At 61.5% G+C, this 21847-nt stretch carries 15 protein-coding genes and 4 pseudogenes; 11 read left to right on the forward strand and 8 right to left on the reverse strand.

Annotation, left to right across the window (positions count from 1 at the left end; translation table 11 throughout):
• The first annotated feature begins 3 nt into the window (after window positions 1–3).
• The 3 genes from E1573_RS21375 (at window position 4) to speA (ending at window position 3174) form a co-directional block, all read left to right on the forward strand.
• Window positions 4–540, forward strand: coding sequence for an NUDIX hydrolase (locus E1573_RS21375; protein WP_133216554.1), 537 nt, complete (start codon window positions 4–6; stop codon window positions 538–540).
• A 195-nt stretch (window positions 541–735) separates the two neighbouring features.
• The gene (locus E1573_RS21380; RefSeq protein WP_010221702.1) at window positions 736–1107 is read left to right on the forward strand and encodes a translation initiation factor Sui1; all 372 of its coding nucleotides are present in this window, start codon (window positions 736–738) and stop codon (window positions 1105–1107) included.
• Window positions 1108–1260: 153 nt separating this feature from the next.
• A complete protein-coding gene (gene speA / locus E1573_RS21385; protein WP_133216555.1) occupies window positions 1261–3174 on the forward strand; it encodes an arginine decarboxylase in 1914 nt (637 codons plus the stop codon).
• A 75-nt stretch (window positions 3175–3249) separates the two neighbouring features.
• On the opposite strand, the gene E1573_RS21390 is transcribed toward speA, so the two are convergent.
• Window positions 3250–4593, reverse strand: coding sequence for an MATE family efflux transporter (locus tag E1573_RS21390; protein WP_133216556.1), 1344 nt, complete (start codon window positions 4591–4593; stop codon window positions 3250–3252).
• Window positions 4594–4694: 101 nt separating this feature from the next.
• On the opposite strand from E1573_RS21390, the gene E1573_RS21395 reads away from it, so the two are divergent.
• Entirely contained in the window at window positions 4695–9605 is a 4911-nt protein-coding gene (locus E1573_RS21395) for an alpha-2-macroglobulin (RefSeq protein ID WP_133216557.1), read from the forward strand.
• A 90-nt stretch (window positions 9606–9695) separates the two neighbouring features.
• Here the strand turns inward: E1573_RS21395 and E1573_RS21400 are convergent, their stop codons facing one another.
• Complete coding sequence (locus tag E1573_RS21400; protein WP_133216558.1) at window positions 9696–9989, reverse strand: hypothetical protein; 294 nt, start codon at window positions 9987–9989, stop codon at window positions 9696–9698.
• A gap of 104 nt (window positions 9990–10093) precedes the next feature.
• Here E1573_RS21400 and pbpC point away from each other — a divergent pair, with 104 nt between their 5' ends.
• Both pbpC and E1573_RS21410 read left to right on the forward strand, forming a co-directional pair.
• Window positions 10094–12448 (forward strand): peptidoglycan glycosyltransferase PbpC, encoded by a 2355-nt coding sequence (gene pbpC / locus E1573_RS21405; RefSeq protein ID WP_371925205.1) that lies wholly within the window; start codon window positions 10094–10096, stop codon window positions 12446–12448.
• Between the two features lie 112 nt (window positions 12449–12560).
• A complete protein-coding gene (locus E1573_RS21410) occupies window positions 12561–14225 on the forward strand; it encodes a ShlB/FhaC/HecB family hemolysin secretion/activation protein (protein WP_133216559.1) in 1665 nt (554 codons plus the stop codon).
• A gap of 96 nt (window positions 14226–14321) precedes the next feature.
• On the opposite strand, the pseudogene E1573_RS27060 reads toward E1573_RS21410, so the two are convergent.
• The 6 genes and pseudogenes from E1573_RS27060 to E1573_RS21440 form a co-directional block, all read right to left on the reverse strand.
• Window positions 14322–14499 (reverse strand): annotated as a pseudogene (locus E1573_RS27060) (response regulator); the annotation flags it as partial.
• 25 nt (window positions 14500–14524) lie between these two features.
• Window positions 14525–14750: pseudogene (locus E1573_RS21420) on the reverse strand (hypothetical protein); the annotation flags it as partial.
• Window positions 14751–14775: 25 nt separating this feature from the next.
• Window positions 14776–15000: pseudogene (locus E1573_RS27065) on the reverse strand (hypothetical protein); the annotation flags it as partial.
• Between the two features lie 72 nt (window positions 15001–15072).
• Window positions 15073–15171 (reverse strand): annotated as a pseudogene (locus E1573_RS27315) (response regulator); the annotation flags it as partial.
• Window positions 15172–15317: 146 nt separating this feature from the next.
• Window positions 15318–15725: a response regulator gene (locus E1573_RS21435; protein ID WP_133216560.1), complete on the reverse strand. Its 408-nt coding sequence runs from the start codon at window positions 15723–15725 to the stop codon at window positions 15318–15320.
• Window positions 15726–15780: 55 nt separating this feature from the next.
• Entirely contained in the window at window positions 15781–15987 is a 207-nt protein-coding gene (locus E1573_RS21440; RefSeq protein WP_133216561.1) for a Flp family type IVb pilin, read from the reverse strand.
• A gap of 320 nt (window positions 15988–16307) precedes the next feature.
• Here E1573_RS21440 and cpaB point away from each other — a divergent pair, with 320 nt between their 5' ends.
• Genes cpaB through E1573_RS21465 form a run of 5 tightly spaced genes read left to right on the forward strand, consistent with a single transcriptional unit; the run spans window position 16308 to window position 21847 of the window.
• Window positions 16308–17243: a Flp pilus assembly protein CpaB gene (gene cpaB / locus E1573_RS21445; protein ID WP_133216562.1), complete on the forward strand. Its 936-nt coding sequence runs from the start codon at window positions 16308–16310 to the stop codon at window positions 17241–17243.
• Between the two features lie 20 nt (window positions 17244–17263).
• Entirely contained in the window at window positions 17264–18514 is a 1251-nt protein-coding gene (locus E1573_RS21450) for a type II and III secretion system protein family protein (protein WP_133216563.1), read from the forward strand.
• A complete protein-coding gene (locus E1573_RS21455) occupies window positions 18511–19701 on the forward strand; it encodes a pilus assembly protein (protein WP_133216564.1) in 1191 nt (396 codons plus the stop codon). The genes E1573_RS21450 and E1573_RS21455 overlap by 4 nt, the downstream gene beginning before the upstream one ends.
• A complete protein-coding gene (locus E1573_RS21460) occupies window positions 19698–20969 on the forward strand; it encodes a CpaF family protein (RefSeq protein ID WP_133216565.1) in 1272 nt (423 codons plus the stop codon). The genes E1573_RS21455 and E1573_RS21460 overlap by 4 nt, the downstream gene beginning before the upstream one ends.
• Entirely contained in the window at window positions 20966–21847 is an 882-nt protein-coding gene (locus tag E1573_RS21465; protein ID WP_133216566.1) for a type II secretion system F family protein, read from the forward strand. The genes E1573_RS21460 and E1573_RS21465 overlap by 4 nt, the downstream gene beginning before the upstream one ends.

The raw sequence follows: 21847 nt of genomic DNA on the forward strand, positions 1-21847 counted from the left end.
TCGATGGGCATTTCCAAGCAAGAGGCGGCGCATCGCGCTGCCTCCGACGCCGAACTGATTGCCTGGGTCGACGAGAACGACCAACTGCTGGGCGCGCTGCCGCGTAAAGAGCTGCGGGAAAAAGGCCTGATCGGGCGCGGCACCTATATCCTGCTATTCAACTCGGCCGGTGAGTTGTGTGTGCACCGGCGTACCGAAAGCAAAGCTATTTATCCGGGGTATTGGGATGTTGCCGCCGGTGGCATGGTGCAGGCCGACGAAAGCTTTGCCGAGTCGGCAGCCCGGGAGCTGGAAGAAGAACTGGGCGTCGCCGGGGTAGAACTGGTGGCCCATGAGCGCTTCTTCTTCGATCAGCCGGGTAACCGATTGTGGTGTGCGGTGTTTTCCGCGATCTGGGACGGGCCTTTGCGCCTGCAGCCTGAAGAGGTCAGTGAAGCCCGTTTCCTGCCGCTGGAACAGGCCTTGGCCGACAGCCAGCAACACCCGTATTGCCCCGATTCTCTGGCGGCGTTGCAGCGCTATATCGACCGTCGGGCCTGAAGTCGCGAATAACGTGCAAAATGGCGCAGTTTTGTACTTAGCATCGGCGGCATTTATCGTTACACTGCGCGGCCTTTCAAGGCTGTCGTACCCTGGGTACGGCAGTAGCGCTGCCCCTGCCAGAGTGGGGCTTCGCGGTCGGCACCCTGCCCGGGGCGTCGACCAGTTTTTGTCCTCACCGTACGAGGATCAAAAGTGGCCAAAAAAGCCGCATCATTCGCCGCCCTCGGTGGCCTGGTGTTCTCCACTGATGCAGGTCGGCATTGTCCGGACTGCAGCAAACCCATAGATGCCTGCATCTGCAAACAGACGCTCATCCCTGAAGGCGATGGCATTGCTCGCGTGCGCCGCGAAAGCAAAGGCCGTGGCGGCAAGACGGTGACAACCATCAGCGGTGTTCCGCTGCCTCTGGAACAGCTCAAGGATCTCGCCAGCACGCTCAAGCGCCGCTGTGGGACCGGCGGCGCGTTGAAAGACGGGGTCATCGAAATCCAGGGCGATCATGTCGAGCTGTTGTTGGCAGAGCTGATCAAACAGGGCTTCAAAGCGAAAAAGTCCGGCGGTTAAACACCGCATCGCGATTTTTTGCCGTTCGCTTTCTAAACTCGTTCCCGTAGGAAGGGTCTATCCCTGAACACGGAAAATCGTCATTTTCTGGTTTTACAGTGCGCCCGCCGACTGTGGGCCGGTGTTATTCGACTTTCTATATAGGGGACTTCAATGTCCGTACGACGCACACGCAAAGATGATGGCAGCCAATGGACAGTTGCGGACAGCCGCAGTGTTTACGGGATTCGCCATTGGGGGGCCGGTTACTTCGCAATCAACGAGGCCGGCCGCGTCGAAGTTCGCCCCAACGGGCCAGGCAGTGCGCCGATTGACCTGTACGAACAGGTTGATGAGCTGCGCAAAAGCGGCCTGTCGCTGCCGTTGCTGGTGCGTTTCCCCGACATCCTGCAAGACCGCGTGCGCCAACTGACGGGTGCGTTCGATGCCAACATCGCGCGCCTGGAGTATCAGAGCCAGTACACCGCGTTGTACCCGATCAAGGTCAACCAGCAGGAAGCGGTGGTGGAAAACATCATCGCCACGCAAAACGTGTCTATCGGCCTTGAGGCTGGTTCCAAGCCTGAGTTGCTGGCGGTATTGGCGCTGGCGCCGAAAGGCGGCACCATCGTCTGCAATGGCTACAAAGACCGTGAATTCATTCGTCTGGCGCTGATGGGCCAGAAGCTTGGGCACAACGTCTTCATCGTCATCGAGAAAGAGTCGGAAGTAGGGCTGGTGATCGAAGAGGCCGCCGAGCTCAAGGTCAAGCCACAGGTAGGTCTGCGCGTGCGCCTGTCGTCGCTGGCGTCGAGCAAGTGGGCTGACACCGGTGGCGAGAAGTCCAAGTTCGGCCTGTCGGCCGCGCAACTGATCTCGGTGGTTCAGCGTTTCCGTGACGCTGGCCTGGATCAAGGAATTCGCCTGCTGCACTTCCACATGGGCTCGCAGATCGCCAACCTGGCTGACTACCAGCACGGCTTCAAAGAAGCCATCCGCTACTACGGTGAGCTGCGTGCACTGGGCTTGCCGGTGGACCACATCGACGTCGGCGGAGGCCTGGGTGTCGACTACGACGGCACCCACTCGCGCAATGCCAGCTCGATCAACTACGACATGGACGACTACGCCGGCGTTGTGGTCGGTATGCTCAAAGAGTTCTGCGATGCCCAGGGCCTGCCGCATCCGCACATCTTCTCCGAGAGCGGCCGCTCGCTGACCGCGCACCACGCCATGCTGGTGATTCAGGTGACCGACGTCGAGAAACACAACGACGACGTGCCGACCATCGAGAACAAAGAAGCCCTGCCGGAAACCGTGCAGTGGTTGGCCGACCTGCTCGGCCCGACCGACCTGGAAATGGTCACCGAAACCTACTGGCGCGCCACTCACTACATGAGTGACGTAGCAGCGCAGTATGCCGATGGCAAGATCACCCTGGCCGAGAAAGCCCTGGCCGAACAGTGCTACTTCGCCGTCTGCCGACGCCTGCACAACTCGCTCAAGGCTCATCAGCGTTCGCATCGCCAGGTGCTCGATGAACTGAACGACAAACTGGCCGACAAGTACATCTGCAACTTCTCGGTGTTCCAGAGCCTGCCGGACACCTGGGCCATCGGCCAGGTCCTGCCGATCATCCCGCTGCACCGCTTGAACGAAGAGCCGCTGCGTCGTGCTGTACTGCAAGACCTGACCTGTGACTCCGACGGCAAGATCAACCAGTACGTCGACGAGCAGAGCATCGAGACGAGCATGCCAGTGCACGCGGTCAACGAAGGTGAGGACTACCTGTTGGGCGTGTTCCTGGTGGGTGCCTACCAGGAAATTCTGGGCGACATGCACAACCTGTTCGGTGATACCGACTCGGTGAACATCTACCAGAACCCGAACGGTAGTGTGTACCACGCCGGTATCGAGACCCACGACACCATCGAAGACATGCTGCGCTACGTGCACCTGTCGCCGGAGGAGTTGATGACTCACTACCGTGACAAGTGCGCCAGCGCCAAGATCACTGCGCGTGAGAAGACTCAGTTCCTGGATGCTCTGCGCCTGGGCTTGACGCGTTCGTCGTACCTGTCGAGCTGATAGCTGTCGCGGGGCAAGCTCGCTCCCACCAGGTTCACACCGACCCTGTGGGAGCGGGCTTGCCCCGCGATGCTTTTACCGACCCACAAACCACCCATCACGTCGCTGCAACCGCCAGCCCATCACCGCCAGCGTCACCCCGCGCAAGGCCATGAACAGTAAAAAGCCCATCCACAAACCGTGATTGCCCAGATCCCTGGCGGCGTAGGCTACCGGTAAGGCCAGGGCGACACTGATCAGCATGCCATTGCGCATTTCGCGCGCCCGCGTCGCACCAATGAACAAACCATCGAGCAAGTAGCTCCATACCGCCACTAACGGCAGCAAAGCCAGGTACGGCAAGAACTGGTAGGCCGTTGCGCGCACGCTTTCGATGTCGGTTTGCATATTGATGAACAGATGCCCGGCAAACAGAAACACGGCCGCAAAGCCGCTGCTGGCCAGTAACGACCAGCCACCTGCCACGGTCAGTGAGCGGCGCAGCGCCTGGCGATCACCGGCGCCGATGGCGTGGCCGCACAAGGCTTCGACCGCATGGGCCAGGCCATCCAGCGCATAGGCAGTAAGCAGCAGGCCGTTGAGCAGCAGGGCATTGGCGGCGACGGTTTCCTCGCCTAAACGTGCACCTTGCACGGTGATCAGGAAGAACACCGCCTGCAGGGCCAGGCTACGGATGAAGATGTCGCGATTGACGGCCAGCAGTGGCCGCCAGCTGTGCCAGCGGGCGAGCAAGGCCCAGGCAACCTTGCCGGGATAGGCGCGCAAGGCCGGTCGGGTCAGGGCCAGGCCCAGCAGGGCGGCACACCACTCGGCAATCACTGAGGCGCGTGCCGAACCCAGTACACCCCAGTCCAGGCCCAGCACGAACCACAGGTTCAGGGCGATGTTGAGCAGGTTGGTGGTCAACAGGATCGCCAGCGGTGCCTTGGCGTTCTGAGTACCGAGGAACCAGCCAACCAAGGCAAAACTCGCCAGGGCAGCGGGCAGGCCGAGCAGTCGGGTCTGGAAGAAGTCCAGCGTCGATTGCTCCAGCGCGGCCGACGGCTGCATCAATTGCAATGCCAGGTGACTGAAGGGCAAGGCGAGCACGCCCAGCAGCAGCGCAAAAAACAACGCCAGCAGCAAACCTTGCAGCAATACCTGACGCAAGGCCGCACCGTCGGCGCGCCCGGCGGCCTGGGCGGCAAAGCCGGTCGAGCCCATGCGCAGAAAACCCATCACCCAGGCCAGGAAGGTGTACAGGCTGGCACCTACGGCAACGGCACCGAGCTGATGGGCATGGGGCAGGTGGCCAATTACGGCGCTGTCGACCAGCGCGACCAAGGGAACGGAAATATTCGACAGTATCATCGGCGCGGCCAGCGCCCAGACCTTGTGGTGGGTCGGGCGGTCGCGCCAGTCGCTCAGCAATCGGGACATGTGGGCTCCAGGCAAGCGGCATATTGTAGCTGCACGGCCCGGGAACGGCGTTGTTGATATATAGTTCTTCACTCAGAACTTGCTGCCAAAGAGTTTTCTTCATGCTCAACAAAGGATTGTTGCTGGCCTGCGCGCTGGCCTTGCTCAGTGCCTGTGACTCGTCTGCCCCGGACAAGCCCGCTGCGCAAGCTACGCCCGCGTCCACGCCCACCCAGACCCAGGAAGCGGCCAAACCCGCCCGTGAAGACGCCGCGACCCTGGCCAAGCGCTATGCCGGTCGCGAGCTGAACGTGGTGGATGTGTCGGAAGTGCAGGTCGACGGCGCCAGCGCGTTGTCGCTGACCTTCTCGGTGCCGCTGGATGCGCAGCAGAATTTCGCTGAGCGGGTTCACCTGGTCGACACCGTCAAGGGTAAGGTCGATGGTGCCTGGGAGCTTTCCGATAACGGCATGGAGCTGCGCATGCGACATCTGGAGCCTCAGCGCAAATTGGTGCTCACCATCGATGCCGGCCTTGAGGCGGTCAACGGCAAGCGCTTGGCTGCCGAGTCGATCAGCCGCTTGGAAACCCGTGACATGCAGGCCACGATCGGCTTCGCCAGCCGCGGCTCTTTGCTGCCGACGCGCCTGGCCGAAGGGCTGCCGGTGATCGCTTTGAACGTGAACAAGGTCGATGTCGAGTTCTTCCGTATCAAACCGGAAAAGCTGTCGCCGTTCCTCAGTGCGTGGGGCCGTAACAGCAGCTTGTACTACTACCAGTCGAAAGAAACCCTGGACATGGCCGACCTGGTCTACAGTGGCCGTTTCGACCTCAACCCGGCGCGCAACACGCGCGAAACCGTATTGCTGCCAATCGCCGGGATCAAGCCCTTGCAGGAGCCAGGGGTGTATCTGGCGGTCATGCGCGCCTCGGGTACCTATGATTACTCGCAGCCAGCCACCTTGTTCACGCTCAGTGATATTGGTGTATCGGCACACCGCTATCAGAACCGCATGGACGTCTTCACCCAAGGGTTGGAGGGAGGCAAGGCACTGAGCGGTGTCACCCTTGAACTGCTCGATGGCGAAGGCCGGGTGCTGGCGCAGGGCAAGACCGACGGCGATGGCCATGCTCAACTGCCGATGCCGCCGAAGGCTGAAACCTTGCTGGCCCATCAGGGGGTGCATACCACCATGCTGCGCCTGAACAGCGCCGCGCTGGACCTGGCCGAGTTCGACATCACCGGTCCGCAAGCCAACCCCCTGCAGTTTTTCGTGTTCGGCCCGCGTGACCTGTATCGCCCCGGCGAGACCGTGCTGCTCAACGGCCTGCTGCGTGATCAGGATGGCCGCCCACTCAAGCCTCAGCCGGTCACCGTGGAAGTGCGTCGGCCCGATGAGCAAATCAGCCGCAAATTCGTATGGGAGCCGAGCACGAGCGGGCTCTACCAATATCAACTGCAACTGGCCACTGAAGCGCCGACCGGGCGCTGGCAGCTGCTGTTCGACCTCGGTGGTGGCAAGAAGCAAATCTACGAGTTCCTCGTCGAAGACTTCCTGCCTGAGCGCCTGGCCCTGGAACTCAAGGGCAGTGAAGCTCCGCTGAGCCCGGAAGACACCGCTGAGATCGCCGTCAATGGTCGCTACCTGTATGGCGCTCCGGCCTCCGGCAACCGATTGAGCGGTCAGGCGTATCTGCGCCCGCTGCGCGAAGCGGTACCGGCGTTGCCGGGTTATCAGTTTGGCTCGATTACCGAGACAGAGCTGAGTCAGGATCTGGAGCTGGATGAAGTCACCCTCGACGCCAACGGCAAGGCCACGCTGAGCATCGAGAGCAAGTGGTCTGAAGCGCGCTCGCCGCTGCAACTGACGGTGCAGGCCAGTTTGCAGGAGTCTGGTGGTCGCCCGATTACCCGGCGCCTGGAACAGCCGATCTGGCCGTCTACACGCCTGCCGGGCTTGCGTGGCCTGTTTGACGGCGAAGAAACCGACAGCGACGGCCCGGTTGAGTTTGAGGTGCTGGTTGCCGACCAGCAAGGTAACAAGCTGGCCGCCAACAACCTCAAGGTCCGCTTGATTCGCGAGCGTCGTGACTACTACTGGAACTACTCGCAGAGTGACGGCTGGAGTTACAACTACAACGAAAAATTCCTTACCCAGAGTGAAGAGACGGTCAACGTCAAGGCTGGTTCTACCGCCAAACTCACTTTCCTGGTTGAGTGGGGCCCGTACCGCGTAGAAGTTGAAGACCCGCAGACCGGGCTGGTCTCCAGCGAGCGTTTCTGGGCAGGCTACCGTGCCCAGGACAACGCCGACGGTGGCGCGGTGCGTCCGGATCAGGTCAAGCTTGCGCTGGACAAACCTTCCTATGCCGATGGCGCCACGGCCAACGTGACCGTCACGCCACCTGCGGCCGGTACCGGTTACCTGATGGTCGAGTCCAGTGAAGGCCCCTTGTGGTGGCAAGAGATCGACGTGCCTGCCGAGGGTAAGACATTCGCGGTCAATATCGACCGTAAGTGGGCGCGCCACGACTTGTATGTCAGTGCCCTGGTAATTCGTCCGGGCGAGCGCAAGGTCAATGCCACACCCAAACGTGCAGTGGGTGTGCTGCATCTGCCGCTGGATCGCGCCGAGCGCAAGCTGGCGGTCACGCTCGCCGCACCGGAAAAGATGCGGCCCAAGCAGCCGCTGACGGTCAAGGTCCAGGCGCGCAATGCCGACGGCAGCGTGCCCAAGCAGGTGCATGTACTGCTGGCTGCGGTAGACGTAGGCATCCTCAACATTACCGATTACAAAACCCCGGACCCGTTCACTGGCATGTTCGGGCGCAAGGCCTATGGCGCTGACCAACTGGATATTTATGGCCAGTTGATTGAAGCCGGTCAGGGTCGCCTGGCCAGTTTGGCCTTTGGTGGTGATGCGGCAATGGCCAAAGGTGGCAAGCGTCCCAACACCAGCGTCACCATCGTCGCTCAGCAAAGCGCCCCCGTGACCCTGAACGAGAACGGTGAAGGCGAGGCCAGCGTCGATATCCCTGACTTCAACGGTGAACTGCGGCTGATGGCCCAGGCCTGGAGCGACGAAGACTTCGGTGTCGCAGAAGGCAAGACCGTGGTGGCCGCGCCCTTGATCGCGGAGCTGTCGGCACCGCGTTTCCTCGCGGGTGGCGACAGCACGACCCTGGCACTGGACGTCTCGAACCTCTCGGGGCGGGCGCAAAAGCTCAACATCCGGGTGAGTACCGAAGGCCAGCTCAACCTGACTGGAGCCGCAGTGCAGAACCTGGCGCTGAACCAGGGCCAGCGTGTCACTTTGCGGGTGCCGGTGCAGGCCAGCGGTGGTCTGGGCCAAGGCAAAGTCAAGGTAGAGGTGCAGGGCCTGCAATTGCCGGGTGAGACTGCCACGGCGTTCAGCCGTGAATGGACCCTGGGCATCCGTCCAGCCTATCCGGCCATGCTCAAGCACTACCGGGTAGCGCTTAACGATCAGCCGTGGAGCCTGCCAGAGTCGGATCTGGCCGAGTTCGAGTCGGCTGGTCTGGAAGCCACACTGGCATTGTCCAGCCGCCCGCCGTTGAACCTGGCCGAACAGATTCGTGCGCTGGAAGCTTACCCTTATGGCTGCCTGGAGCAGACCACCAGTGGTTTGTACCCGTCGTTGTACGCCGATGCCGCGACCCTCAAACGCTTGGGCATCACCGGCGAGCCCGCCGAGGTACGCAAGCGCAAGATCGAAATGGGTATTGAGCACTTGTTGGGCATGCAGCGCTACAACGGCAGCTTCGGCCTGTGGAGTTCCGACAGCGAAGAAGAGTACTGGTTGACTGCGTATGTCACCGACTTCCTGCTGCGTGCTCGCGAGCAAGGCTATGCCGTGCCTGCTGAAGCCTTGAAGAAAGCCAGCGAGCGCCTGTTGCGTTACTTGCAGGAGCGCAACCTGATCGAAGTCAGCTACAGCAGCAATGGCGATCACAGCCGTTTTGCTGTGCAGGCTTATGCGGGGCTGGTGCTTGCGCGTACGCAACAGGCGCCGCTGGGTGCCTTGCGCAGCCTGTTCGAGCGGCGCAGCGATGCGCGTTCCGGGTTGCCGCTGGTGCAGTTGGCGATTGCCCTGGAAAAAATGGGCGACAAGCCACGTTCCCAAACAGCCCTGCAGGCAGGCTTGGCGGTGGAGCGTGACGGGCGATATTGGCTGGGCGATTACGGTAGCCCGGTACGTGACCAAGCTTTGATTCTGGCCTTGCTGGAAGAAAACAATCTGGCCAGCAATGTGGTGGATCAACGCTTGTTCCAGCTGTCTGACCAGATCGCGGCCAGCCAGTGGCTGTCGACCCAGGAGCGTAACGCCTTGTTCCTCGCCGGGCGAGGTTTGCTGAGCAAGCCCGAAGGCAAGTGGTCGGCACGTCTGGACAGCGCGGGTGAGCTGCGCGATCTGGACAACACCGTCTCTGGCCTGAAGCTGGAAGGGCCGCTGCTGGCTTCACCGCTGACCGTGCAGAACCACAGCAGCGAAACGCTGTACCAGCAATTGACCCTGTCCGGTTACCCACGCCATGCCCCGGCGCCGAGCAATCAGGGGCTGAATATTCGTCGTGAGTACCTCGACATGAACGGCCAGCCGCTGGACATCCGCGGGATCAAGAGTGGAGACCTGGTGCTGGTGCACCTGGTGCTGAACACCAACACTCACGTGCCCGATGCTTTGGTGGTTGATTTGCTGCCTGCTGGCCTTGAGCTGGAAAACCAGAACCTGGCGCAGAGCGCGGCGAGCCTGGATAACGCCAGCAGCGCGGTCAAAGAGTGGCGTGAGGCGATGCAGAACGCCAACATCGTCCACCAGGAATACCGTGATGATCGCTATGTCGCGGCCCTGCCGGTGAAAAACTACGGCCTTACGCACTTGCTGTACCTGGCGCGTGCCGTTACCCCAGGCACCTACCGGGTGCCGCCGCCACAGTTTGAGTCGATGTACCGGCCGAACCTGCAGGCGGTCGGTGAGTCGGCAGGTGAAATGGTGATTAGAGAGCGGTAACCCACCCTCTGTGGGAGCGGGCTTGCCCGGCGATTGCGGTGTGTCAGAAAAGCAGCAATCGCGGGGCAAGCCCGCTCCCACCTGGTGTGGTCAGTGGATGATCCAGCTCAGCACCCACAAGCCCAGCACCAGCCAGATGATGCCGAGTATGATCGAGGCACGCATGAAGGCACGGATGGCCGAGTACAGCAGCATCAAGCCGATGATCAGGGCGATGATGCTGACCAGCGAGGTGTCCATGCCCAGTGTGCGCGCCAGCCCATCAATGAAGTTTCCACCGGCGTTGGCCAGCAGATTGAATAACCCGCTCAAGCCATCGACGACAAAGCGGATCAGCGCGCCCAGCGCCTGCCCGAGCCACTCGAAAAAACCTTCTACATGCATAGTTGCTTCCTGATGATCGTCCCGGCGAGTCTGCCGTTGCCACACCTTTGGCCATGCGTTGGCCTGCTCGGTTCCCTGACCGCAACCTGCGATGGGGAGGTTTGATGCTCAGCTTAGCTCGCCCACTCAGCCCGATGCTTAAACGCCTGAGTATTGCTTCGGCAGTTATCGCGTTGCTGTGTGCGCTGTTGTGGATAGCCGACCGCATTTGGCCGTTGCCGCTGCCAAGTGATGATCTTGCACGGGTGGTGCTGGCTGAGGATGGCACGCCGTTGTGGCGTTTTGCCGATGCCGAAGGTGTCTGGCGCTACCCGGTCAGTGCTGATCAAGTGTCGCCTTACTATTTGCAGGCGCTGCTGACGTATGAGGACCGCTGGTTCTACCAGCACCCGGGGGTCAACCCGCTGGCACTGGGCCGTGCTGCCTGGCAAAACCTGCGCGGCGGTCGGGTGCTGTCGGGCGGCAGCACGCTGTCGATGCAGGTGGCCCGGTTACTTGACCCGCACCCGCGTACCTTGCCGGGCAAGCTGCGCCAGTTGTGGCGCACCGCTCAATTGGAATGGCACTTGAGCAAGGCGCAGATTCTGGAGCTTTACCTCAATCGTGCACCGTTCGGCGGTACCTTGCAGGGGGTAGCTGCTGCCAGTTGGGCTTATCTGGGCAAGTCGCCGTTACACCTGACCCCGTCAGAAGCGGCGATGCTGGCGGTGTTGCCCCAGGCTCCGAGCCGCTTGCGCCCCGACCGGCACCCAGCACGTGCTCAGGTGGCCCGTGACAAAGTGCTCAAGCGCCTGGCCGAGTACGCGGTATGGCCGCAGCAACGGGTAACCGAGGCCATGGAGGAGCCGCTGTTACTGGCACCTCGTCAGGAACCAGCGCTGGCGCCGTTGCTGGCACGGCGCTTGAACCGGCCGCACAGCCCACCGCTGATTCGTACCACTCTCGATGCGGCGCTGCAGCGTCGCTTGGAAGACTTGCTGTTGGGGTGGCGAGCGCGGCTACCTGAGCGTACCTCGGCGGCGATTCTGGTGGTGGAAGCGCAGAACATGGCGGTGCGCGCTTACTTGGGGTCGGTGGATCTGAACGACGAGCGCCGCTTCGGGCATGTCGACATGATCAGTGCATTGCGCTCGCCGGGCTCGACCCTCAAACCCTTTCTGTATGGCATGGCCATGGACGATGGCCTGATTCATTCCGAATCGTTGCTGCAAGATGTGCCGCGACGCTACGGCGACTATCGGCCAGGGAATTTCTCCATGGGCTTCAGTGGCCCGGTGGCAGCCAGCTCGGCGTTGGCGTTGTCATTGAATCTACCGGCGGTGCAGTTGCTGGAGGCCTATGGCCCCAAGCGCTTTGCTGCTCAAATGCGTAATGGCGGTGTGCCGCTGACCCTGCCGCCGCTGGCCGAGCCCAACTTGTCGTTGATTTTGGGCGGGGCTGGTAGTCGCCTGGAGGAGCTGGTTGCAGGCTATGGTGCGTTGTCGCGCGCAGGTTTGAGCGCGCCCATGCGCTTGCAGCCGGATGCGCCATTGGTGGAACGTCGGCTGCTGTCGCCCGGCAGCGCCTGGATCATCCGGCGCATTCTCAGTGGGCAGGCGCGACCGGACCGTGACCCGCATGCCGAGTTGGTCCAGCGCCCGTTGTTGGCCTGGAAGACCGGCACCAGCTACGGTTTTCGCGATGCCTGGTCAATCGGTGTCGGGCCGCGCTACCTGATTGGCATCTGGATCGGTCGGCCCGATGGTACGCCGGTGCCGGGGCAGTTTGGTCTGGCTTCGGCGGCGCCGTTGATGCTGCAGGTGCATGATGTGTTGAGCAACCGCGACAGTCAGCGCGGTATTACCGTGCCGGTGGCGCCTGTGCCGAGCAACATCGGCGTAGCGGCGATCTGTTGGCCGTTGGGGCAACCCCTGGCCCGGCAGGACGGCAATTGCCGACGTCAGCGTTTTGCCTGGACCTTGGATGGCACCACGCCGCCGACCTTGCAAGCGGCTGACCAACCCTTGAGTGTCGGTTTGCGCGAGACGGTCTGGGTTAACGCGCATGGGCTACGGGTCGATGCCAGCTGCCCGGGTGCTCAGGTCCAAGAGATCGCGTTGTGGCCCGCGCCGCTGGAGCCTTGGTTGCCGCGTGCGGAACGTCGCGAAGCACGTCTGCCAAAAATTGATCCTGGCTGCCCTCCGCTGGTACCGGCCAGCGCACCGCCGCTGTCCATCGTCGGGGTGCGAGAGGGCGATCAGTTGCGCCGACCCGCCACCAGCACTGAGGCGCTGCGCCTTGAGGTGTCTGCCTTGGGTGGCAGTGGCCGGCGTTGGTGGTTTCTCAACGGTGCACCGCTCGGCGAGTCGTTGGGCCAGGAACACTTGAGCGCCCGTTTTGAGCAGACAGGGCGAGTGGAGCTGAGTGCGTTGGATGAAAGCGGCCAGACCGCGCGCGTGGAGTTTCAGATCAATGAGTGACAGGCGCATCACCTACGTGTGATTAGACGACGGGGCGGCCACCACCTACGCTTGAAGCTGACGAGGGAGCCGTCCTGGTGCTCTTGAATCTGTTGGGATCAGGGAGCGTCGAATGCGTCCGTTGGCCGCCGCGGTTCTCAGTCTATGTTGGGCAAGCGGGCTGAGCGCCGAACCACTGCCACGTTTTCTCAACAACACCGAAGTCGAACGTAATCTGCCGACACCCAACTTGCCGGTTGATGACTTTCGCCCCCGCGCCCCTGATTTGCGTATCGAATCACCGATGCCGCAGTTGCAGCCTGTGGAACTTAACAGCCGGATCCGTCTGCACAAGGTGCGCTTCGAAGGTGGCACGATTTATCCTTTGAGCGACCTGCGTGACAACTATCAGCATCTGGTCAATCGCGACATCAGCGTAGCCGAGCTGGTTGAAGCCACCCAACGGCTGACCCGGCGTTATCAGCAAGATGGCTACCTACTGTCTTATGCCTACCTGCCATCCCAGGACTTTGCCGATGGGCGGGTGCTGGTGGTGTTGGTTGAGGGCTACATCCGTGACGTTGAGTTGCACGGTGATATCGGCCCGGCGTCAGCCTATCTGGACACCCTGGCAAGCAAGCTTAAAGCCGAGCGTCCGCTGACGCGCCAGAGCCTGGAGCGGTATATCGCCTTGATGGACCGGGTGCCAGGGGTAACGGTGCAGGCTCAGGTGCAGCCAGGCACGCTCGATGGCGCCAATACCTTGAGTGCTCAGGCCGCGCGCAAACCGATCAGTGCGCGCCTGGACCTGAGCGATGGCAACCGGGAAGACCTGCAGGCATTGCTGAGCGCTAGCAGCAATGCCCAGACATCATTGGCCGAGCAGGTGAGCTTCAGCGCGCTGATGCCCCCCGGCGACCGTCATGAGCACTACTACCGCCTGGACTACGCCCAGTACGTCGATGGCGAGGGCACTGAGTTGAACCTGTCTACCTCGCGTTATCGCGGTGATTCAGGCGCACGGGTGCGCTTGAACAATGGCACCGATCTCAAGCAACACCGCAAGAGCGAACGCTACTCCATCGGCCTGAGCCAGACGTTGATGGCGGCACCCAACGAATGGCTTGGCGTAGCTGGGCGCTTGTATGTGACGAATGACGAAACGGACTACCAAACGATTGGCGTGCCACTGAGCGCCAGCACGCACACGGACCTGCGCGCGGTGGCCTTCGAGGGTGACTGGCGCCAGAGTGAGGTCGGGCAACTGCGTATCCTCAGCGCCGGCGCTTATCAGGGCATGGATTACCTGGGGGCCGACACTGATGGAGATATCGATCTGGACTTCCTGCACCTGCGTGTATCCGGTCTGCAGAGCAATCAATTGTTCGGCCAGTGGCAGGGCGTGGCGTCGGCGCTTTTGCACTGGAGTAACGACAGTTTGCCGGACAGTGAGCGAGTGGTGTTCGGTGGCCACACCTTTGGCCGTGGTTACCCTGGCGATCAGACCTCTGGTGACAAGGGCTGGGGTGTGGCCTACGAGTTGAATTACAGCATCAGGCCTGGCGGCGATTGGCTCAAGCTGGTGCAGCCCTATGTGGTCGTGGACGCAGCGCGTAGCTGGTTCAATGAGCTGGAAATTCGGGATTCACGGTTATCTTCGGCGGCATTTGGGGTGCGGGTGAGCGATGCGCGTTTCTACAACTTGTCTCTTGAAGCTGCCAAGCCGATGTCGGACATCGCCCTGGACAGCCTCGACCGGCAGCCGCGTTTTACCTTGAGTTTCAGTATTCAGTTGTAGGTGGGAACAGTCGGTGGGAGCGGGCTTGCCCCGCGATCGCCATAGCCAGTCACATCGTAATCGCGGGGCAAGCCCGCTCCCACAGGTGGGTTGGTTCACCAGGTGCAGGCGAGGTTTGGGGAAGAGGTTTTCCAGGGGCTCCAGCAGGCGGGAGTGATAGATCGGCTTGCGAAACAGGTCCAGCACCTGCAGGCGCAGCAAGTCACACCGGCAAGTGCTGGCGGGCAGTGTGCTCGCGCAACAGTTGTAGGTGGGAACAGTCGGTGGGAGCGGGCTTGCCCCGCGATCGCGATAGCCAGTCACATCGTAATCGCGGGGCAAGCCCGCTCCCACAGGGTGGGTTGGTTCACCAGGTGCAGGCGAGATTTGGGGAAGAGGTTTTCCAGGGTTTCCAGCAGGCGGGTGTGATAGATCGGCTTGCGAAACAGGTCCAGCACCTGCAGGCGCAGCAAGTCACACCGGCAAGTGCTGGCGGTCAGTGTGCTCGCGCAACAGTTGTAGGTGGGAACAGTCGGTGGGAGCGGGCTTGCCCCGCGATCGCGATAGCCAGTCACATCGTAATCGCGGGGCAAGCCCGTTCCCACAGGGTGGGTTGGTTCACCAGCTGCAGGCGAGGTTTGGGGAAGAGGTTTCCAGGGTCTCCAGCAGGCGGGTGTGATAGATCGGCTTGCGAAACAGGTCCAGCACCTGCAGGCGCAGCAAGTCACACCGGCAAGTGCTGGCGGGCAGTGTGCTCGCGCAACAGTTGTAGGTGGGAACAGTCGGTGGGAGCGGGCTTGCCCCGCGATCGCGATAACCAGTCACATCGTAATCGCGGGGCAAGCCCGCTCCCACAGGCGGGTTGGTTCACCAGGTGCAGGCGAGGTTTGGGGAAGAGGTTTTCAAGGGTCTCCAGCAGGCGGGTGTGATAGATCGGCTTGCGAAACAGGTCCAACACCTGTAGGCGCTGCAAGTCACACCGGCAAGTGCTGGCGGGCAGTGTGCTCGCGCAACAGTTGTAGGTGGGAACAGTCGGTGGGAGCGGGCTTGCCCCGCGATCGCGATAACCAGTCACATCGTAATCGCGGGGCAAGCCCGCTCCCACAGGGTGGGTTAGTTCACCAGGTGCAGGCGAGGTTTGGGGAAGAGGTTTTCCAGGGTCTCCAGCAGGCGGGTGTGATAGATCGGCTTGCGAAACAGGTCCAGCACCTGCAGGCGCAGTAAGTCACTGATGTCGTCCATGTCAGCGTGACCGGAGGTGACAATCACTGGCAAGTGCTGGCGGGCAGTGTGCTCGCGCAAGCGCTTGATCAGTGAAATGCCGCTTTCTTCCGGCATGCGCAGATCGGTAATCACCAGCGCCACGTCCGGGTGGCGGGTGAGCTGTTGCAGGGCGAGTTTCACGGAGGTTGCCGTATGGCAGGAGAAACCCTCGCCCTCAAGCAGCTCGGCAAGTTCCAGCAAAGCGTCCTCTTCGTCATCCACCAAGAGTATCTGTTGTCGCAGGGAAGAGGTCGGCATGGTGTGTTCCTGATTTCGGGGCGAATATCCAGGCTTAATGCTGCGAACTTTCAGATTATTGTGGTGGTTTTACTTCGCCGGCTTTCTCCATGGAGGTTTTGACATTTCCAAAAATCGTTTTGACGTCATCGGAGATGGGGCCGACAAAAGCACTCAACACCACTGCCACCATCGCCGCCGCAATCGCATATTCGATGCCTGACGCGCCATCCTTGCGGTAGAAGAAATCTTTGCAGCTCTTGAGAATTCGGGAAACACGCATGGCACTTCTCCTGGCGCGCAAGGCGCTGATGGCGGGGTCTGGTCGATGATTCCCCTTTGCCACCACAGCATCGTCAAAGCCCGAAACGACGGCAAATGTAAGAAGGCGTTAATCACAAAGTAATAGTGGCTTATTGACGTCAGCAAGCCGTTGTTTCCAGGGGGTGTCGGATTTGGGACGGAAAAAAATCTGACGGCTAATGGCATTTTGACTCTGCTGGGCTACCTTCAAATAGCGAAATAGTTACTTCCGATGACAACGGTGTGTGCGCGTTCACAGCTGGGTGCAAAGGACGAATACAGTGATCAGGAAGGGCCGGCATGAGCAGTCGCATTACCATTATCCTCGCTGGCTTGTTTCTGCTGGGTGCGTTGTTCGCAGGGTACTGGGGTTTGCTCTTGAGCCGTCCACCGGCCGAACCTGCAGCCATTTCTGTCACACCTCCTGGCGCACCCATTCCCGCCGTTGCACAGCTGACCGAGAAAATTGCCGACGACGTGCGCCAGCCTGTAGTGGTGCTGCGCCGTGATGTTGCGCCTTACACCCCGTTAACTGCCGATGACCTTGTGGTGGAGCGCCTGCAAGTGGCGCCTGCCGGTAGTTTACAGGCCGTTGAACAAGTGCTCGGGCGCAGCAGCTGGCGCCCGCTGAGCGCTGGCACCTGGCTGGATCAGGGCAGTTTCGATGCTGGAGGCCCATTGGCCCGGATGATCCGCCCGCATGAGCGGGCGCTGGCACTGGCGGTCGATGATGTGGTCGGTGCGGCGGGGCAGTTGAGCCCTGGCGACTACGTCGATGTATTGCTGTACCTGCGTGAGGAAAACCTCAACCCGCAGGCCAGTGCGCAAGTGGCATTACCGGCGCTGCGTGTGCTCAGCGTTGGCCAGCAGTTGGGGTTGGGCAACGATGGCCAGCCGGTACAGGCGCCACTGAATGAAAAAGAACGCCAGGAACAGCTACGCACTGCGGCGCGTACGGTGGTGCTGGCCGTTCCTGCGGCCTTGGCCAGCCGCCTGTTGCTCGCGGCCCAGGCAGGCAGCTTGCGCCTGGCGGTCCGCAGTGCCGAAGAAAAACGCCTGGCCCGTTACTGGGCCGATCCGCACAGCAGTGCGGCCGAGGTGGACAACGCCAACCGAGAGCTCTATCGCTTCAGTCAGCTGGCGCAGGCACCTGCCGCCCCAGCGATTGCCAGCTCAACGCCACGCCGGGGCATGGAGATCATTCGCGGTAATCAATCCAGTCAAGCCACTCCCTGACCAAGCAAGGATGCCCTTAAATGAGCAGTCGTTCCGTGCGGGTAATCAAGCATGTGCTGTGGGCGCTCTTGTGGGCGGGGCCAAGCGTTTCCCAGGCCCAGGCCGCCAGCGCCGGCTGTTCGGCATTGTCTCAGTTGCCGGCGGTCATTGAGATCGATCAAGGGTTGCAGCAGGAGTTGCGGGCACCAGTTGGCATTACACGGGTGGCCGTGGGCGATTCGAAAATCGCCGACGTACAGGCCAGCGGTGATGACGCGATCGTACTGACGGCGTTGGCGCCGGGCGCCACCAGCCTGATGCTCTGGACCGCCTGCTCCAAGACGCCGCGTCAGGCCATGCTGTTTGTCAAAGGCGTGGCTACTGCCGACATGGCCGAGACGGCCTTGCCACCCTCCCAGGACCCGGCGTTGCCCAGCCAGGTACAGGCCGATATCCGCTTTGTCGAGGTCAACCGCACCAAGTTCAAGGAAGCGGGCGCACGTCTGCTGTTCAAAGGCTCGAACAATTCGCTGATCGGTTCGCCCGGTACGACGCCAAACACGGTGGTCAGGCCTGGCCAGGTGGCCGATGCAATCACCGGTTTGCCGCTGGACAATGGTGTGTTCAACATCGTCTGGGGTGGTGGCAGCAGTCGCTTTCTGGCGGCGATCAACGCGCTGGAAAACAGCGGCTTTGCCTACACTTTGGCGCGTCCCAGTCTGGTGGTGCTCAGTGGCTTGACCGCCAGCTTTCTCGCCGGTGGTGAAATTCCGATTCCAGTGCCCAGCAGTGGCAGCGACAACGTGTCGATCGAATACAAGGAGTTCGGAATTCGCCTGGCCTTGTCACCGACGGTGGTCAGTCGTGATCGCATCACTTTGAAGGTCGCGCCGGAAGTCAGCGAGCTGGATTACACCAATGCCGTGAACATTGCCGGCACCCTGGTACCGGGGCTGAAAGTGCGGCGCACTGACACCAGTATTTCGCTGGCCGACGGCGAAAGCTTTGTGATCAGCGGCCTGATCAGTAGCACCACCCGGTCGGCTGTGGACAAGTTTCCGGGGCTGGGCGATATCCCGATTCTTGGTGCGTTCTTCCGCCAGTCACAGATGACCCGTGATGAAACCGAACTGTTGATGATCGTCACCCCGCATCTGGTCCAGCCACTGGCCGCCGACGCGAAAATGCCCAGCTTACCGGGTGAAGGGTTGCGCAACTATGACCCGAGTTGGGGCCGTCTGTTCTTTCTCGAAAACGGCGACTTTGAGGGTCGCAGTGGGTTATCACAATGAGCGAAAGCCTGAGTCAGACTTTTCTCGCCATCACCCGCAACGAGGCCGATCTGCAGTGGCTGCAAGGCGCGCTGGCACCCTTGGGGCAGGTGGTCGGCGCCAGCAGTGGCAGCCTCGACGAGTTGCTGGCACTGGTCGATGTGACCTTCGCCAACCTGGTGTTCGTGGGCCTGGACCGGGAGCATGTGGTCAGCCAGTGCGCACTCATCGAAGGCGTGTTGGAAGCCAAGCCGATGCTGGCGATCGTCGCGCTGGGCGATGGTATGGACAATCAACTGGTTCTCAACGCCATGCGGGCCGGCGCCCGTGATTTTGTCGCCTATGGCTCGCGTTCCAGCGAAGTGGCGGGGCTGGTGCGGCGCTTGAGCAAACGTCTGCCCGCAGTCAGCAGCAACCCCAGCCTTGGCGGCCTGACCGTGTTGTACGGTGCTCATAGCGCCGCCGATGGCGCACTGCTGACCACCCATCTGGCCCGGGTCGTACAGAGCAGCGGCCAGCAGACACTGTTGCTCGACCTAGGGCTGCCGCGTGGCGATAGCCTGGCGTTGCTGGGCCTTGAGGCCTCCTTTCACTTTGGCGATGCCCTGCGCCATCTGCGGCGCCTGGACAACACCCTGATCGACAGTGCGTTCAGCCGCGAGAACTCGGGCCTGCGCTTGTTGGCCTATGCCGAAGGTGACGAGCCGCTGGAACGCACCAGTGCCGCCGAGCTGTACATGTTACTCAGCGCCTTGCGCCAGCACTTCCAGCACATCGTGGTGAACCTCACCGGCCAGGCCGACAGTGAAGCGTTGCGTACTTTTGTCAGCCATTGCGACAAGTTGATCTGGTACACCGACCAGAACGTACTCGACTGTCGGCGCAACCTTGAGGTGCTGGCGACGTGGCGGGAAAAGGGCATGAAACTGGAGCATGCCAGCCTGTTGGTGGATCGCTACCTCAAAACCGTTGCACCAGACGCCGACGCCCTGGCCAAACGTTATGGCCTGCCATTGCTGATGGTGCTGCCCTATAGCCCCGAGGTGCGGCTGAATGCCAAGAACCAGGGGTTGACCCTGTTCGAGCTGGCGCCACGGGAAAGTCTCACCCATCAATTGCAGGCGCTGGGTCAGCGCCTGGCGCGGCGCTCCGAACACAACAAACCGGCCAGCGGTAATTGGCTCAACCGGCTCTGGGGGCACAGATGAGTGGCATCGATGAGCTGTTCGGCGGTCAGCGCCACAACCTGGCCAATGACCCACAGACCCTAAAGCGCGCGTTGCACCGTCATATCATCGATGCCATCGAAGACAGCGGGCGTAACTTGCTGGAAGGTTCGCGTCCGGCATTGGCGCAATTTGTGATGGAGCAGGTGGGGGATTACATCTCCCGATTGCACCTGGCGGTGTCGCGTTACGAGATGGAGCGCCTGGCCGAGGAGATCGTCGATGAGTTGACCGGCTTCGGGCCGCTGGAAGTGCTGCTACGCGATGGCAGCGTCACCGAGATTCTGGTCAACGGCCCGCACCGGGTGTTTGTGGAGCGCAACGGTGTACTGCAACAAACCGACCTGCGTTTTATTGATGCCCACCATGTGGAGCGCGTCATGCAGCGCATCCTGGCCCCTTTGGGTCGACGCCTGGATGAGTCGTCACCGATGGTCGATGCACGCATGCCCGACGGTAGCCGGGTGAACGCGATCATCCCGCCGGTGGCGCTCGACGGGCCGTGCCTGTCGATCCGCAAGTTTCGCAAAGACATGCTCAAAAGCGCCGACCTACTGGCGACGCGCACCATTGATCACGACATACTCGACTTTCTTCAGCTGGCTGTAGCGCGGCGTTGCAACATTCTGGTCAGCGGCGGCACCGGTACCGGCAAGACCACCTTGCTCAATGTCCTCAGCCAGCTGATCAGCCCGCATGAGCGCCTGGTGAGCATCGAGGATGTTGCCGAGTTACAACTGGATCATCCTCACGTGGTGCGCCTGGAAACCCGCCCGCCGAACGCCGAAGGCCATGGTGAGATCAAGTCCAGTGAGCTGATTCGCAACGCTTTGCGGATGCGCCCGGACCGCATCCTGTTGGGCGAAATTCGCGGTGTGGAAGTGCTCGATGTGCTGACCGCGATGAATACCGGCCACGACGGCTCGATGAGCACCGTGCACGCCAACACCGCACAGGATGCCTTGCTGCGCCTGGAAACCCTGGTCGGCCTGACCGGGCGAGTCGTGGCGGAAAAAACCTTGCGCCAGATGATCTGTGCTGCCCTTGATGTGGTGATTCAACTGACCCGCCTGGCTGATGGCCGACGCTGTGTCAGTGAGGTGCTGGAGGTGGTCGGTGTGCGTGATGATGTGTACGTCACCAACACCTTGTTTCGTCTCGACCGACGAGGTGGTGAGGGCTTTATGCGGGAAGCGCAGAACCCGGCAGGCGACAAACTGCGTCGGGTGTTTTCCGAGCCTTCAGCATGATTGCCCTGCTGCTGGGGCTGGTTTGCCTGGTGTCGCTGGGGCTGTCGCTGCGACTGTTTTACAGCGGCATGCGCAAAGCCGGTGCCGAGCGCACCTTGGAGCGACTGGGCCGAATACAAGAAGCATTGCCGGCTGTTTCCCACGGCCACGATTGGCTGGACACCTTACTGCAGCGTGCCGGGCTTGAGCGCCGTAATGATCGCCTGCTGACATGGCTGGCGCTGTGGACGTCGCTGTCACTGTTGCTGGCACTGATGCTGGGGTGGTTACCCGGCGTCCTGGCACTGCTGGCCGGCCCGCTGATGTTTCGTCTGTACCTGGGCTGGCGCTACCGCCGCCGCGTGCAGCGCATGATCGAGCAATTGCCGGTGCTGCTCGATCATTGCGTGCGCAGCCTCAAGGCGGGCCGGACCTTGAGCGATGCGGTGCTGGGCGCCATCGATGCGTCCCGCGATCCCTTGCACGGTGCCTTGCAGCGCGTGCGGCGCAATGTGCAGATGGGCATTGGCCTGGATGATGCCATGCAGGACCTGGCAGAACTGTATGACCAGGATGAATTGCGCCTGTTCGCCTTGGGCCTGCGCATCAACCACCGCTACGGCGGTAATGCCAGTGAACTGCTGGAGAACCTGATCAAACTGATTCGAGAGCGTGAGCAGGGCGCCCGGCAGCTGCGCGCGATGACGGGTGAAACGCGCATGACCGCTATTGTGCTGGGGCTGCTGCCAGTCGGTATGGCGGGCTACTTTCTTGCCACCAACCCCAATTACTTGTTGACCATGTGGCACGACAGTCACGGCCAGTTGATGTTACTGGGCGCGTTCGCGTTACAGGTGGTCGGTTGTCTGGCGCTGTGGCGCATGTTGCGGAGCCTGTGA

It is taken from the genome of Pseudomonas sp. H9 (assembly GCF_004353925.1).
Lineage (GTDB): Bacteria > Pseudomonadota > Gammaproteobacteria > Pseudomonadales > Pseudomonadaceae > Aquipseudomonas.